Genomic DNA, 15,606 nt, shown 5'->3' on the forward strand with positions numbered 1-15,606 from the left:
CAAAATACAAACGATAAACTCACATTACAAGGCTGCCTTTTTATTTTACACAAACGCTATTATATCTTTTACCCAGAGTTTCGTCAAGCAAGTGCGTTTTTGTTTTATGCATATAAATTTTGGAAATGAACAAGAAGGAATTTAAAACGAGATAAAAGAAGTGATAGAAACACAAATAAAACGCTTACATAAAATGTAGTAAAAAATGTTCATTAATTTTTTGTTGATGAATATGCGGCAGTAAAAACATAAAAGGGGATGTTTTTATGAAAAAGAAGCATATGGAGACAGCGTTAATTCATCACGGGTATACATCAGAGGAACATAAAGGAAGTTTAACACCGCCTTTATTTCAAACGTCTACATTTACATTTGAGACTGCGCAGCAAGGGGAGGCGAGTTTTGCGGGAGTGGATCCGTCTTATATTTACTCAAGACTTGGAAATCCAACTGTAAAATTATTTGAAGAACGTATGGCGGTGTTAGAAGGAGGGGAAGAAGCACTTGCTTTCGGATCAGGAATGGCAGCTATTTCAGCAACGTTAATTGGCTTTCTAAAAGCTGGAGATCATATTATTTGTTCAAATGGATTATACGGGTGCACGTACGGTTTTTTAGAAGTGTTAGAAGAGAAATTTATGATTACGCATTCGTTTTGTGAGATGGAGACAGAGGCTGATGTCGAAAATAAAATCCGTCCAAATACAAAGGTTATTTTCGTTGAAACACCAATTAATCCAACAATGAAATTAATCGACTTAAAACAAGTTATTCGGGTTGCGAAGCGAAATGGCTTACTTGTCGTTGTTGATAATACGTTTTGTTCACCTTATTTACAAAGACCGCTTGAGCTTGGTTGTGACGCTGTTGTGCATAGTGCGACAAAATATATTGGCGGTCATGGCGATGTTGTAGCGGGTGTAACGATTTGTAAAACGAAAGCGTTAGCTGAAAAAATTCGCCCGATGCGAAAAGATATCGGTGGTATTATGGCGCCGTTTGATGCGTGGTTATTGTTACGCGGATTAAAGACACTAGCGGTAAGAATGGACCGCCATTGTGATAATGCAGAAAAAATTGTATCGTTCCTGAAAAATCATGATGCGGTAGAAGGTGTTTGGTATCCAGAAGGAGAGTTAGCATCTCACCAAATGAAACGAGGCGGCGGTGTGATTTCTTTTTCAGTAAAAGGCGGAAAAGAAGAGACGCAAGCGTTTATTAATGACCTTCACTTTATTACAATTGCCGTAAGTTTAGGGGATACAGAAACGTTAATTCAGCACCCAGCAACGATGACGCACGCTGCGATTCCAGCTGAGCTAAGACAAGAAATGGGTATTTATGATAATTTAATACGTTTATCTGTCGGTTTAGAATCGTGGGAGGATATCGTTTCGGATTTAGAGCAAGCGTTAAAGAAAATATCTACTGTTAGTAATCAATAAAAAAGAGCTAGCTATCGGTTTCGTACGTGATGTACGCAATTGATAACTAGCTCTTTTCCTTTTACATATGTTTTAGGAGTGTTTCCACAAACTTTTCTAAATAGTGCTGATCTACTTCGTCGAATCGATTTTTTTCAGGACTATCAATATCAAGTACACCAATGACAGTTCCTTCTTTCACGATTGGTACGACGATTTCTGAATTTGAAGCACTGTCGCATGCGATATGTCCCGGGAATTGGTGAACGTCTGCTACAAGCTGTGTTGTTTTCGTTTCAGCTGCAACGCCGCAAACGCCTCGTCCAAATGGAATGCGCACGCAAGCAGGCATTCCTTGGAATGGTCCTAGAACAAGCTGATTTCCTTCTGTTACGTAAAAGCCAACCCAATTCACACGGTCTAAAAATTGGTTTAATAATGCGGACGCATTTGATAAGTTTGCGACTACGTTTAATTCGCCAGTTAATAATGCATCCAGTTGTTTAATTACTGTCTCATATTGTTCTTCACGAGATCCTGCATAACTTTCTTTAGTAAACATGGAAACAGCTCCTTTTTATCGAGATGTGTAAAAAATTAGCAAAATACGATGTATTTCACATGACTTTGTCGATAGAAAATTAAAGGAATTTGTCTTAAAAGTCAAGAAATTTAAACTATAGCTGTTCAGTGAGAGGAAGTGAGCGCATGAAACAGACAAAACAAAAAGTAATTGATGCGGCAATATCGTTGTTTAATACGAAAGGTTATGATGGAACGTCGGTGCGAGACATTGCAAAGCGAGCGGATGTGAATGTAGCGAATATTTCATATTATTTTGCTGGAAAGCAAGGCCTATTAGAGCAGCTTATTACTGATTTTTTAGAAGGGTATATTCATGTGATTGAAACGTCCTTTGAACAGAGAGAATATTTGTCGGCTAAAGATGTGATGGTGCAAATGGTGCGGAGAATTTTACGATATCAATTTGATAATAGGGAACTGACACGTTTTTTTTACCGAGAGCTGTCGCTTGATACGACATTAATTCGCGAAGTGATGACCGTTTATTTTTCTAAAGAAAGATATTATATAGAGCAAGTAATTAGACAGGGACAAATGAAACAAGAGTTTAAGAAAGTATCTTTTACAATGTTTATGACGCAATTAAAAGGCATGATAAATATGCCGTTCTTATATCCGCAATATATATCAGAGGTGCTGCATTCTTTTCCATCTGAGACATTTTTCTTAGAAATGTACACGAAAGAAATTGAGCAATGGATGGAACAAACATTATGTATAACGAATATGTATCAAGAATGGCCAAGAGCTGTTCATATGTGAAAAATCCCCACCTAACGAACTAAGGTGGGGATTTTTGTGCTTTCTTTTCTTTGCCAAACATTGTTGCATAATAGCGCGATAATTGTTAATGAAGCTCCGGCAATTTCGATTTTGTCGACTGTATAACCTCGAAAGATGGAACCGATAAGTGCAAGTACAGGAACTAAATTCATAAATAATATGCCGTTAATAGATGAAATATAGCGATTTCCTGTGTTCCAGCAAAATACAGCAATGACACCTGCAATGATCGACATATATAAGAGTTCAAAACGAACGCTCATAATTGTACGAAGTGACGGCATAGTAACGATATTTGTATAAGTGAAGAAGGTGACAATAGCGCTTAGTGAAATGGAGCCGAATAAACAAGTTAACGTCGTGTACCTAAGTGGTGACCACGATTGAAAACGAGTACCGCCGTTCGTGTAAATGACCCAGCAAGTAACGCCGCATAGCATAAGTATATTTGTTGAGAAGTGACTAGCAGCTCCAAATAATAAGTGCATATTTCCCTTTGAAATGACAAGCATAACACCGAGCAATGCAACGAACATACAAAGGAAGGTGTAGCTTTGTGGGCGTTTGTTTTTTGTTACCCACTGCAATAGTAAAGCGATGAGCGGCATAAGAGATTGAATCATCGCGGCATGGATGGCTCCAGCAGGTCCGGCAAGTTGTTGACCGTAAAAAATGAGAAAACCATATCCAGCGAAACCGACAGTTCCGTAAAAGAATAAAGAAAGTGTTCTTTTCTCTAAGCGGAGTGAAGTTTTTCCTTCAGAAATGAGTAGCAAAATAAGAAAAATAATAGCTGCTGATCCGTACCGGATAGTTGTGAAGAAGAACGGGTCGATAAACTGCAGGGCATTTGCCATGACAGGAAACATAAATCCCCAAGCTGTTACGGCAAGTAGGCATAGGAGGGATCCGAGTAGCGTTTGTTTTTTATCCAAGAGTATCTTTCCCCTTTACATTTCGTTATAGTAAGTTGATGAAATAAGTATAAAGAGTAATGGTTTATAGAAGGAAATATCGATTTTTTATGACAGTTATAACTTTTTGTTAGAGGTGTGTACGATGGATTTAGAGGCAGTACGATCGTTTATTGAAGTAAAGAATACGCGAAGCTTATCGAAGGCGAGTAAGATTTTACATATTTCTCAACCGGCGCTTAGCAAACAAATTCAAAGGTTAGAGGCGGATTTAGAGGTTACTTTACTGAAGCGTTCCTCGCAAGGAGTGGAGTTAACAGAGGCAGGAGAGTTATTTATAAAAAGAATGCTACCGATTTTGGAACACATATATGAAGTGAAAGCAGAAATGAAGGAATTTCAAGAGAAGCGGAAAATTTCTATAGGCATATTGCCAAGTTTAGCAGCGCATTATATATCAAAATGTAATGATGTATTAGGTGAAGGGTTCGAAGTAGAATGGAAAATTGAGCATACGAAAGTATTAATGGGGCTCTTTAAAGAACGGAAGATTGAAGCAATGTTCATCGACTCAGTAGTAGAAGGCGCTGCGTGTATAAAAGAAATACGAGAAGAAAAAATTGTTTGTGTCGTTTCAAATGATCATCTTTATAAAGAGAAAACAGTAATCCGAATGGAAGATTTACAAAATGAAAAGTTAATCGTATATCCAGAAATTTGTGATGTAAGGAAAATGATTACGAATACGTTTCATGGGATAGGTGCGAAACCGATCATTGCATTTGAAACTTCTTATACAGAACCGATGCTTGCGATGGTCGGTGCTGGACTTGGTATCACGTTACTTCCAGAAATGTCAGTAGGGCAACCGGTAAGGCAAGGAAATGTGCATGCGATTTCTATTGAACCACCACTTGTGCGCAAAATTTATTTCGCATCTCATATGGAAGAAGGCCCTTTATTACATTCATTTCATGATGAGAGGTAATCCAAACGGAATATTGAGAAAGATTACAATTGCATTGAAAGAAACATGAAATTTTAAAAAAAACTAGGTCAAAAACAAGCCATTACATGGTATGATTAGTACATTGTTAGTTGTTAAATATAGGGGAATTCCCTTTTTATACATAATGCCTTCCATTTCATAAACGGAACGGACAAAAAAAGAGATATAACTAGGAGGCTTTTTTGCATGGATTCTATCCTGACGATCGTTATCATTGTAGTAAGCTCTATTCTAGTGCTGCTCATGATAGAGCTTGTGATAAGAAATCGTTCATATAAAGATATTGAAGCACTGGAGCAGTGGAAACAAGAGATAAAAGATAAACCTGTGGCAGATGAACTAAAACGGGTAAAAGATTTAAATATGACGGGTCAAACAGAAGAGCTGTTTGGTAAATGGCGTGAAGAATGGGATGAAATTGTATCAACAACCCTTCCGAAAGCTGACAAAGATTTAGCGCAAGCGCGAAAATTCGCCTCGCAATTCTCCTTCCGAAAAGCAAAGCATGCGATGAATGAATCCATAAGTGGTTTAGATGACGCTGATAATCGTATTACAGATATTTTAAATGAATTACAGCAATTGTTAGAAAGCCATGAAAAGAATAGCTCGGAAATTGAAGAGTTACGTGATACATATCGTAGTATGAAGAAGAGTGTTCTTGCTCATAGACATATGTACGGAGCAGCAGAGCAGAAAATTGAAGAGATGCTAGACGCTGAATCTAATAAATTTAAAAGCTTTGAAGAGGCAACAGATAATGGTGACTATTTAAAAGCGAGAGAAATTGTTATTAGTTTAGAAGAAGGTTTGGCAAGCTTAGAAATCATTATTCACCAAATTCCAGATTTATTGGTAGAGTGTCAAGCGACGTTACCAGTACAGTTGGAAGATTTATTGCACGGACATAATGATATGGTAAGACAAGGTTATGTATTAGAGTATTTGGAAGTCCCTAAAGAAGTTCGTGATATGACGACACAACTACAAACATGTTTAATGGATATACAGGAGCTTCATATAACGGAAGCGGCTGAAAAAGTAGAAAACTTAAAAACACGCTTAGATGGCTTCTACGATCAACTGGAACAAGAAGTACATGCGAGACATTATGTGGAGCAAAAAACACTTTCTGTTTATGAAGACTTAGAAGAAATTCGTAATGAAACGATTGAAACAAAAGCAGAAACACAACTTGTGAAACAAAGTTATCAGTTACAAGATAAGGACATTGAGTCTCAAAAAGTAATTGAAAAGCAAATGCACATTTTAATGAAACGTTTTGAAATGTTGCAATTACGCGTTGCTGAACAAGATATTGCCTTCTCTATTATTCGTGAGGAACTAGAAGAGGTTTATGAGCAATGTGAAACGTTAAAAGTACTTCATGCAGAATATAAAGAAATGCTGCAAACGATGCGTAAAGAAGAATTTGAAGCACGTGAGAAGTTACAAGAAATGCGAAATACTATTTTTGAAACGAAACGCTTTATGCAAAAGTCGAATTTGCCAGGTCTTCCAGAGAGCATTATGGAAGATTTAAAAAGAGGACAAATGGCAATGCAAGCTGTATATGAACAGTTAGAAGTGAAGCCGTTAAATATGAACGCTGTAAATAGCAGTTTAGAAGAAGCATACAAAACTGTTAATGGTGTAGCTGAAATGACAGAAGAGTTAATTGGACAAGCGTATTTAGTTGAAAAATTAATTCAATACGGTAATCGTTACCGTAGTCATGATGAGAGCCTTGCAGAGAGCTTAAATTATGCGGAGAAATTATTCCGTGAATATCAATACGATGCAGCTTTAGAACAAGCGGCTTCTATACTAGAGCAACTTGAGCCTGGCGTTGTTCAAAAAATAGCGGAATATGTAGACAATGAACAAACCCTTTCATAAGGGTTTGTTTTTTTGTGTAAATTTGTAGGCGATGTTGCTATAATGAATAGCGGAATACAGTAAGGTTATTCGTTTTAAAATATAACGGAACCTTTTAGTAGTCTTAGCGTAATGACACGTATTTGTGATATGATTATATGATGTGACAGCGCTGAAAGGGGAAGAACGATGATCTATTTTGATAATAGTGCGACGACAAAGCCATATCCAGAAGCTCTTCAATCGTACGTAACGGTTGCGGGGAAATATTTTGGGAATCCTTCTTCTATTCATTCGCTTGGAGGAGAGGCAGAGCGTCTATTAACACAATCAAGAACGATTGCAGCGCAGCTTCTTCACGTTAAACCTTCTGAGATTATTTTCACATCAGGTGGAACGGAAGGGAATAACCTTGCGATTAAAGGGATAGCGATGAGGAATCGTTCGCGCGGTAAACATATCATTACAACAAATATTGAACACGCGTCTGTGTTTGAAGCATATAAACAATTAGAAGATCTCGGTTTTGATGTAACATATTTACCGGTTAATGAGCATGGTATTGTATCGGTAGAGGATGTAAAACGAGCACTTCGTGAAGATACGATTCTTGTGTCAATTATTCACGTAAACAACGAGACTGGAGCAATTCAGCCTGTTGCCGAAATTGGAACGTTATTATCGAATTATCCGAAAATAAGATTCCATGTGGACCATGTACAAGGGATAGGAAAAGTACCGCTTAATTTATATGCTTCTCATATTGATCTTTGCTCAATATCTGGACATAAATTCCACAGTGTAAAAGGGACAGGTCTTCTTTATGTACGTGATGGCGTAAGGTTAGATCCAATTTTATCAGGTGGTCAACAAGAGCTGAAGTATCGCTCTGGTACAGAAAATTTACCTGGCATTGTAGCGATGGTGAAAGCACTTCGTATGACGATGGAACAAGTGAAAGAAAAGGTAGCTCATTTGCAAAGTTTACAAACAGAGCTTGTCCGTTTCTTTAAAGAGATGGAAGACGTAACGATCAATACGTCGCTTGCATACGCAGCACCGCACATTTTAAATGTATCATTTGTAGGTTTAAAACCAGAAGTGGTCGTTCATGCTTTAGAAGAACACGGTGTATATGTATCAACGAAGTCTGCTTGTTCTTCAAAAGCAAATGAAGTGAGCAGAGTGTTAGTGTCAATGGGAGTACCGCATGCCGCTGCTGCAAGTGCGATTCGCATTAGTTTGGCACCAGAAAACACGATGGAAGAAGTAAAACAATTTGAAGGTATTGTGAAAGAAACAATGCCAAAATTATATGAAGTGATGAGGTAAAGGAATATGATGACATATGAATATATTTTAGTTCGTTATGGAGAAATGACGACTAAAGGTAAGAACCGTTCTAAGTTTGTAAGCACATTAAAAGATAACGTAAAATTCAAATTGAAAAAATTCCCAAATATTAAAATCGATGCAACGCATGACCGTATGTACATCCAATTAAATGGTGAAGATCATGAAGCGATTTCTGAAAGATTGAAAGATGTATTCGGTATTCATAAGTTTAACTTAGCGATGAAAGTACCGTCAGAATTAGAAGATATTAAAAAAGGTGCATTAGCAGCTTTCTTACAAGTAAAAGGCGATGTGAAAACATTTAAAATTACTGTACACCGTTCTTATAAGCATTTCCCAATGAGAACGATGGAATTATTACCTGAGATTGGTGGACACATTCTAGAAAATACTGAAGATATTACAGTAGATGTTCATAATCCAGATGTAAATGTACGTGTAGAAATTCGCAGTGGTTATAGTTACATCATGTGCGATGAGCGTATGGGAGCTGGCGGTTTACCAGTTGGTGTTGGCGGAAAAGTAATGGTACTTCTTTCTGGTGGTATCGATAGCCCAGTAGCAGCGTACTTAACGATGAAACGCGGCGTATCTGTGGAAGCAGTTCACTTCCATAGCCCACCGTTCACAAGTGAGCGTGCAAAACAAAAAGTAATCGATTTAGCACAAGAATTAACGAAATACTGTAAACGTGTAACACTTCACCTTGTTCCATTTACAGAAGTGCAAAAAACGATCAATAAAGAAATTCCATCTAGCTATTCAATGACAGTTATGCGCCGTATGATGATGCGTATTACAGAGCGTATCGCAGAGGAGCGTAACGCACTAGCAATCACGACTGGTGAAAGTCTTGGACAAGTAGCAAGTCAAACGTTAGATAGTATGCATACAATTAACGAGGTAACAAACTATCCGGTTATTCGTCCACTTATTACGATGGACAAATTAGAAATTATTAAAATTGCTGAAGAAATCGGCACATATGATATTTCAATTCGTCCGTACGAAGATTGCTGTACAGTATTCACACCAGCAAGCCCAGCGACGAAGCCGAAGCGTGAAAAAGCAAATCGTTTTGAAGCGAAATATGATTTCACACCATTAATCGATGAAGCTGTAGCGAACAAAGAAACAATGGTATTACAAACAGTAGAAGTAGTGGCGGAAGAAGAAAAATTCGAAGAACTTTTCTAAAACCATAAATTACCATATTTAAAACGTGTATGAAGTCATGTTATTTATCACACTCTATACTCACAAGGAGGTGATATAACATGGCACGTAGCACAAATAAATTAGCGGTTCCTGGTGCTGAATCAGCATTAGACCAAATGAAATACGAAATCGCTCAAGAGTTTGGTGTTCAACTTGGAGCGGATGCAACAGCTCGCGCTAACGGTTCTGTTGGTGGCGAAATTACTAAACGTCTAGTTTCACTAGCTGAGCAACAATTAGGCGGTTACCAAAAATAATCCCATATATGATGGCTTAGAAAGAGCGGGTTCTCCCGCTCTTTCTTTTTGTCGTTTGCATCGTTATACGATTATTTCGACATAGATATAAAAAATTTGTCAAAAGAAGAGGGTTCAAAATAGACAGAAAATTCTTTATTATATAAGGGAGGCATAAAGAAAAAAGGAGGATGTTTATGAAGAGAGAAGAATTGTTGGCACCGCCGTCTTATAATTTAGTTTCTGAAATAGAGAAATATACAGGGGATAAAGAGAAGCTTGCTTTAATTTGGCAAGATGATAAAGGGAATAGACGAGAAGTTACATACGCTGAGCTTATGCAAGGTGCGAATAAAATTGGAAACGCTTTTATAAAGAGTGGTCTGCAAAAAGGGGACAAGCTTCTCATTATGATGCCGCGTTTAATTGAAGCGTACATGACGTATATCGCTGCAATTAAAGCAGGATTTGTCGTAATTCCGAGTTCGGAAATGTTACGCAAAAAGGATATCGAATATCGTATTGGGCACGGGGAAGTAAAAGCAATCGTAAGTTATGAGCCATACATTGGACAGTTTGATGATATAGAAGCGATGGAATCTCTTCAAAAATTCGTTCTGAGCGAGCAGTCAGTGAATGGATGGATTAATTTAAAAACAGCGTTAGAAACAGAAAGTGACCTGTTAGAAATGGCGAAGACAGATAAAGAAGATATGGTCTTTTTATCTTATACGTCAGGGACGACAGGAAATCCAAAAGGTGTTGTTCATACGCATGCGTGGGCGTACGCTCATTTACGTACGAGCGCTCCAAATTGGCTCGGTATTGAAGAGAATGATGTTGTATGGGCAACGGCTAGTCCAGGCTGGCAAAAGTGGATTTGGAGCCCGTTTTTAGCAACTCTCGGATCAGGAGCGACAGGATTTGTATACCACGGTAAATTTGAACCGAAAACGTATTTAAATTTATTAGACGATAATAAAGTGAACGTGCTTTGTTGTACGCCGACTGAGTATAGATTAATGGCTAAGGTAGAAAACTTAAATACTTACAACCTAGAAGCGTTACATAGCGCTGTATCCGCGGGTGAGCCGTTAAATAGAGAAGTCATTGAAACGTTCCAAAAGTATTTCGATATTACAGTAAGAGATGGCTATGGACAAACGGAAAACACATTACTTGTGGGGACAATGAAAGGGATGGACATTAGACCAGGATCAATGGGGAAACCGACGCCAGGCAACCATGTTGATATCGTAAATGAGGAAGGGATTCCCGTGCAGGTAGGAGAAGTTGGTGATATTGCCGTCCACATGGAAACACCAGCCCTCTTTAAACAATACTATAAAGACGATGAGCGCACAGCGATGCAATTCCGCGGTGATTATTATATTACAGGTGATAAAGCGAAGAAAGATGAAGACGGCTATTTCTGGTTTGAAGGGCGCGGTGATGATATCATTATTAGCTCTGGTTATACAATCGGACCGTTTGAAGTAGAAGATGCACTTGTAAAACATCCTTACGTAAGAGAATGTGCGGTTGTTGCAAGTCCGGATGAAATTCGCGGAAGTGTCGTGAAGGCATTTATCGTATTAAGAGAGAATATAGACAAGAACGAAGAAACATTAATTCCAGCACTCCAACAACACGTCAAAGAACTCACTGCACCATATAAATATCCTCGCAAAATTGAATTTGTAGATGAACTACCAAAAACGATTTCCGGAAAAATTCGCCGTATTGAACTTAGAAAACAAGAGATGGAGATTCCTTCAAAATAATTTTGAAAATAGTGAAGTAAATAGTTGAATGAGATGCAAAACGATGATATCATAAAAACGAACGTAAGTTCGATTTTATAAATTAAAAAAATGAGGTGTCCGTATGATTTTAGGTATTAATCCGTACTTAGTTTTAGATGGCAGTGGGCAAGAAGCTGTACAGTTTTATAAAGAGGCGTTAGATGCAAAAGTAGAAGTCATGCAAACTTTTGGTGATATGCCTGAAAATCCAGAATACCCGGTTCCAGCTGAAGCGAAAGAGCGCGTTTTACACGCTACTTTAAAAGTTGGGAATACGGATCTTATGATTTCTGATACATTCCCAGGTCAAGGGCATGCAATTGGATCTCAAGTAACAATTGCAATTCAAATTAGTAACGCGGAAAAAGCGAAAGAAGTATTCAGTAAGTTACAAGAAGGTGGCGAAGTTATTATGCCTCTTCAAGAAACGTTCTGGAGCCCAGCATACGGACAACTAAAAGATAAATTTAGCATTGAATGGCAAGTTACAACGTCTACTACTGAACAAAAATAATTTTTGGAAAAGCACCGTTTTTAATCGAAATGGTGCTTTTTTTATACGAACGAATTTCGTAGACTAAAGGGAAAAGGGGGATGAGTATATGGGAGAAATTTGGTATGGCGGCACCATTTACACGATGAGAGAAGAAAATGAAAAAGTGGACGCCGTTTACGTTGAAAACGGTATGATTGTTGATGTTGGAAGTAAAGAAGAGTTAGAAAGCCGATATGCTGCGGTTACATTGCATAATTTAGAAGGCAAAACAATGATTCCAGGTCTCGTTGATAGCCATATGCATCTTATTGGTCACGGGGAGAGATTACTTCGTCTAGATTTATCAAATTGCACATCATATAGCGAAGTGCTTACTCTCGTTCAGAAGCGCGTAGAAAAAGCCCCAAAAGGTTCTTGGATTATTGGAGAAGGCTGGAATGAGAATAACTTTACAGATACGAAAGATGTTCACGCGCGTGATTTAGATGAAATTTCGAAAGAACATCCCATTTTATTAAAGAGAGTTTGTCGTCACGTTACATGGGTGAATTCATACATACTGCAAGAAGCGAATATAACAGAAAAGGCAGAAGATCCAAAAGGCGGGAAAATTGGCCGTGATTCATCAAATATGTTAACAGGGCTTTTATATGAACAAGGACAAGAGTTAATTAAACATGTGCAGCCTGAAATTGATGAAGCTTATTTACAAAGCGCTTTGCAAACAGCGATTAAAGATTGTTGGCAATACGGACTCGTTGGTGGACATACGGAAGATTTAAATTATTACGGTGGTTTTAGAAAGACGCATAATGCGTTTTCTCATGTCATAAAGGAAATGCCATTTAAAGCACATTTACTCGTTCACCATGAAGTAGCACATGAACGAAAGGAATATGAAAATGAGCATTATATTGAATTTGGGGCAATGAAAATTTTTTCTGACGGTTCTTTTGGCGGAAGAACCGCATTATTAAGTGAACCGTATGAAGATGCGAAGGAAACGAATGGGGTTGCGATTTTCTCACGTGAAGAACTTGCGGAATTAGTGAAGAAAGCACGAGATTTACATATGCCAGTTGCGATTCATACTATCGGTGACTTATCGCTTGAATATGTCATTGATGCACTTGAATTGTATCCGCCAGCAGAAGGATTACGTGACCGCATTATTCATTGTCAGCTAGCTCGTGAAGAGTTGATTGAAAGAATGAAAAACTTACAAGCCATTATTGATATACAACCAGTCTTTGTTTCATCGGATTTTCCATCAGTCATTGAAAAACTAGGCGAGCAACGTCTTCGTTATGCGTATGCTTGGAAGACGTTACTGGAGGCAGGATTACACTGTAACGGGGGATCAGATGCTCCGATTGAGCAAGTGAATCCGTTTCTAGGCATATATAGCGCTGTTACACGTAGAAGTTTTATTGACGGTGTATGTTATATGCCTGAGGAAAGATTAACGGCATATGACGCTGTTAATCTATTTACAACAGGAAGTGCCTATGCAATTGGAAAAGAAGCGAAGCGAGGGCAAATTACAAAAGGATATGAAGCAGACTTTACGATATTAGACCGCAATATTTTTGAAATAGAGGCAGAAGAAATAAAAGAAGTACAAGCAGAGATGACCGTTATTGATGGGAAGATTGTTTATAAAAAAGAAGCGTGAAAATATGTCGATTGACCGACAAAAACTAACAAGAATAGCGGCCGAATAATAAGCGGAACTGTCTACAAATAGAAAACTGTCGCATTATGGAATCTCCATAATGCGACGGTTTTTAAATACTATAAAAACGTTCTCTGTACTTTTTCCCAGAAGGAATTGTTTTTTAATTTAACTGTTTTAATTTGTTTATCGCTTAAGCGTACAACAGCTTTTTCCACTTGTTTAATGCTAAGCGCTTCATTATCCATACCGATAACAGGATAGTCGTTACCGTCTGGTCTTAGTTTTAAAGTTAATGTACGCTTATGATTTAAGATAAATGGTGAACCGAGCGTACGGTATGTGTTGTTATTTAATGATGCTAATTCGCTTACTTGGAAGCATGGGATAAGCGGGTCAACAACCGCACCATGTAATGATTTATTATAAGCTGTACTTCCTGTTGGAGTAGAAACGACTAAACCGTCCCCTCTAAATGTTTCGAAATATAGATCATCAACGTGAACATCTACAACGAATGTTTTAATGATGCTAGAACGTAATGAGAACTCATTTAAACAATGGAAAGATGTACCGTGATCTACATCTACCTGAATTGTTGGATATTTTCGCACTTCAATTTCATTTTTTGTAATTTCTTGAAGGGCTGTATCAACGTGATCAATATGGAAATCGCAGTAGAAAGAAGTTTCATCTTTCGTAGAAATCCCTGCGTATAAGCAATCTTCTCTAAAACCAGTTTTACGAACGGCTTGTAAGAAAGTTGCATCATCTCCAACACTGACGATAGCGTTTGCATTTTTTGGATGATCTAATATGGTAAATCCATTCTCTTCTAAAATACGATAGATTGGTTTCATTTTTTCAACGAGCGTTGCTTTGTCATCACCATAAAAGAAAAATAAATTGCGACGATCTGCCATTATGTATCCCTCCACTGCAGTTAAATTTGCTGTTCTTCGTGCTACATACCTTCTTGAAGATATGTTCAAATAATATATTTCGATATAAAATGTCAAAATACCTTTTTATTTTTAGAAAAATTTTTATATTCAATCTTATGAGATTCTGTTTAATGATGAATAAACTTGTCGATAATGGGTACGGAGTGAAAGGATGATACGTATGAAGTGGTTCGTAATTGGAATAATAATTCTTCTCCTTTTTATTTTGCTTATACTATTGTCGAAAATAAAGCTTAAAGTGACATTTTTATATTCAGAAATGGAAAAGCAATGTTTGTTTCAAGTGAAAATATGGATGATTCGATATACATTCGATGTGTTGGAAAGAATTGAAAAGCAACAGAAAAAGACGGGACAAAAGATCAAGAAAGCTGAAGAGGATGGCGGATTAGATAATAAAATTATAGCGCAACTGGATAGTATGGGGGAGCTGATAAAAAAGCTGCAAGAAGTTCATACTATTGTTAAAGATTTTCTCAAACGAGTGAAAATCAATGGTTGGAAATGGCACACGCAAATTGGTGCAGGTGATGCAGCTAGCACTGGAATTGTCACTGGATATGCATGGGGGACAAAAGGAATGGCTGCTGGAGTCATAGGACAATATATGCATATTGTCGATGTACCAGAATTTGAAATTACCCCTGTTTTTCAAGGGAAAGGATTTGCGTCAAGATGTGAGTTAACAGCATCTTTTCGTATATTCCGCACTGTAAAAACAGCAGTGAAATTGCTCATGTTTATGAGAAAGCAAAAATCTGATGTGACAGAAAAATCTGTTCAAGCATAGGGGGGATATAGAATGGACCATCCAATTCAAGGTTTAATGACAACCGCAATGCAGCATTTGAAACAAATGACTGATGTAAATACAATTGTTGGTGACCCAATTAAAGCGGCAGATGGAAGTGTAATTCTTACCGTTTCGAAAGTTAGTTTCGGATTCGCCGCTGGTGGAAGTGAATTTGGTAAAGAACAGGCAGGCCGTCATCCATTTGGCGGGGGAAGTGGTGGAGGAGTTTCTATTAATCCTGTTGCTTTTCTTGTTATAAATGGCGAAGGTGTAAAAGTGTTGCATTTAGATAAGCAAACACATGTCATCGATAAAATAATTGAATTAGCGCCACAAGCTGTTGATAAAGTGAAGGAAATGATGGATAAACGAAAAGAAGACGATCCTGAATTTCAAATTTAACGGATAAAGAAGCTGATCAATAGATTAGCTTCTTTAATTTTTTTGTAAATAAAGCGATTTTATTTGC

Annotated in this window: 15 protein-coding genes; 12 read left to right on the forward strand and 3 right to left on the reverse strand. The window is 37.6% G+C overall.

Features of this window, described 5'->3' with window-relative positions; all coding sequences use genetic code 11:
* Nucleotides 1-266: 266 nt before the first annotated feature.
* The gene (gene megL, locus VF726_RS07315; RefSeq protein ID WP_440167062.1) at nucleotides 267-1,445 is read left to right on the forward strand and encodes a methionine gamma-lyase; all 1,179 of its coding nucleotides are present in this window, start codon (nucleotides 267-269) and stop codon (nucleotides 1,443-1,445) included.
* 61 nt (nucleotides 1,446-1,506) lie between these two features.
* Here megL and VF726_RS07320 read toward each other — a convergent pair whose 3' ends face one another.
* Nucleotides 1,507-1,986 carry a GAF domain-containing protein gene (locus VF726_RS07320; RefSeq protein WP_440167064.1) on the reverse strand — a complete coding sequence of 160 codons (480 nt, stop codon included), beginning with the start codon at nucleotides 1,984-1,986 and terminating at the stop codon, nucleotides 1,507-1,509.
* A gap of 146 nt (nucleotides 1,987-2,132) precedes the next feature.
* Between VF726_RS07320 and refZ the strand changes: the two genes are divergently transcribed.
* On the forward strand, nucleotides 2,133-2,771 hold the full coding sequence (refZ, locus tag VF726_RS07325) for a forespore capture DNA-binding protein RefZ (RefSeq protein WP_440167066.1): 639 nt from the start codon (nucleotides 2,133-2,135) through the stop codon (nucleotides 2,769-2,771).
* Between the two features lie 11 nt (nucleotides 2,772-2,782).
* On the opposite strand, the gene VF726_RS07330 is transcribed toward refZ, so the two are convergent.
* Nucleotides 2,783-3,727, reverse strand: a complete 945-nt coding sequence (locus tag VF726_RS07330; RefSeq protein WP_440167068.1) for a DMT family transporter — start codon at nucleotides 3,725-3,727, stop codon at nucleotides 2,783-2,785.
* A gap of 124 nt (nucleotides 3,728-3,851) precedes the next feature.
* On the opposite strand from VF726_RS07330, the gene VF726_RS07335 reads away from it, so the two are divergent.
* The 8 genes from VF726_RS07335 (at nucleotide 3,852) to VF726_RS07370 (ending at nucleotide 13,379) form a co-directional block, all read left to right on the forward strand.
* The gene (locus VF726_RS07335) at nucleotides 3,852-4,694 is read left to right on the forward strand and encodes a LysR family transcriptional regulator (RefSeq protein WP_440167070.1); all 843 of its coding nucleotides are present in this window, start codon (nucleotides 3,852-3,854) and stop codon (nucleotides 4,692-4,694) included.
* Between the two features lie 207 nt (nucleotides 4,695-4,901).
* Complete coding sequence (gene ezrA, locus VF726_RS07340; protein WP_440167072.1) at nucleotides 4,902-6,614, forward strand: septation ring formation regulator EzrA; 1,713 nt, start codon at nucleotides 4,902-4,904, stop codon at nucleotides 6,612-6,614.
* Nucleotides 6,615-6,782: 168 nt separating this feature from the next.
* Nucleotides 6,783-7,925 (forward strand): cysteine desulfurase family protein, encoded by a 1,143-nt coding sequence (locus tag VF726_RS07345; RefSeq protein ID WP_440167074.1) that lies wholly within the window; start codon nucleotides 6,783-6,785, stop codon nucleotides 7,923-7,925.
* A gap of 6 nt (nucleotides 7,926-7,931) precedes the next feature.
* Entirely contained in the window at nucleotides 7,932-9,146 is a 1,215-nt protein-coding gene (thiI, locus tag VF726_RS07350) for a tRNA uracil 4-sulfurtransferase ThiI (protein ID WP_048531737.1), read from the forward strand.
* Nucleotides 9,147-9,226: 80 nt separating this feature from the next.
* On the forward strand, nucleotides 9,227-9,424 hold the full coding sequence (locus VF726_RS07355) for an alpha/beta-type small acid-soluble spore protein (protein ID WP_000124489.1): 198 nt from the start codon (nucleotides 9,227-9,229) through the stop codon (nucleotides 9,422-9,424).
* A gap of 176 nt (nucleotides 9,425-9,600) precedes the next feature.
* Nucleotides 9,601-11,187 (forward strand): acyl-CoA synthetase MbcS, encoded by a 1,587-nt coding sequence (gene mbcS / locus VF726_RS07360; RefSeq protein ID WP_440167077.1) that lies wholly within the window; start codon nucleotides 9,601-9,603, stop codon nucleotides 11,185-11,187.
* 103 nt (nucleotides 11,188-11,290) lie between these two features.
* The gene (locus tag VF726_RS07365; protein WP_440167079.1) at nucleotides 11,291-11,722 is read left to right on the forward strand and encodes a VOC family protein; all 432 of its coding nucleotides are present in this window, start codon (nucleotides 11,291-11,293) and stop codon (nucleotides 11,720-11,722) included.
* 88 nt (nucleotides 11,723-11,810) lie between these two features.
* Nucleotides 11,811-13,379: an amidohydrolase gene (locus VF726_RS07370; protein ID WP_061401644.1), complete on the forward strand. Its 1,569-nt coding sequence runs from the start codon at nucleotides 11,811-11,813 to the stop codon at nucleotides 13,377-13,379.
* A 119-nt stretch (nucleotides 13,380-13,498) separates the two neighbouring features.
* On the opposite strand, the gene VF726_RS07375 is transcribed toward VF726_RS07370, so the two are convergent.
* On the reverse strand, nucleotides 13,499-14,302 hold the full coding sequence (locus tag VF726_RS07375; RefSeq protein WP_166703019.1) for an NAD kinase: 804 nt from the start codon (nucleotides 14,300-14,302) through the stop codon (nucleotides 13,499-13,501).
* Between the two features lie 193 nt (nucleotides 14,303-14,495).
* Between VF726_RS07375 and VF726_RS07380 the strand changes: the two genes are divergently transcribed.
* Together VF726_RS07380 and ytfJ are read left to right on the forward strand one after the other, a co-directional pair.
* On the forward strand, nucleotides 14,496-15,134 hold the full coding sequence (locus VF726_RS07380; protein WP_440167082.1) for a DUF2953 domain-containing protein: 639 nt from the start codon (nucleotides 14,496-14,498) through the stop codon (nucleotides 15,132-15,134).
* A 12-nt stretch (nucleotides 15,135-15,146) separates the two neighbouring features.
* The gene (gene ytfJ, locus VF726_RS07385; RefSeq protein ID WP_000350001.1) at nucleotides 15,147-15,539 is read left to right on the forward strand and encodes a GerW family sporulation protein; all 393 of its coding nucleotides are present in this window, start codon (nucleotides 15,147-15,149) and stop codon (nucleotides 15,537-15,539) included.
* Nucleotides 15,540-15,606 lie beyond the last annotated feature (67 nt).

The sequence above is a fragment of the Bacillus sp. Brlt_9 genome (assembly GCF_051948935.1).
In the GTDB taxonomy this organism is placed as follows: Bacteria; Bacillota; Bacilli; order Bacillales; family Bacillaceae_G; genus Bacillus_A.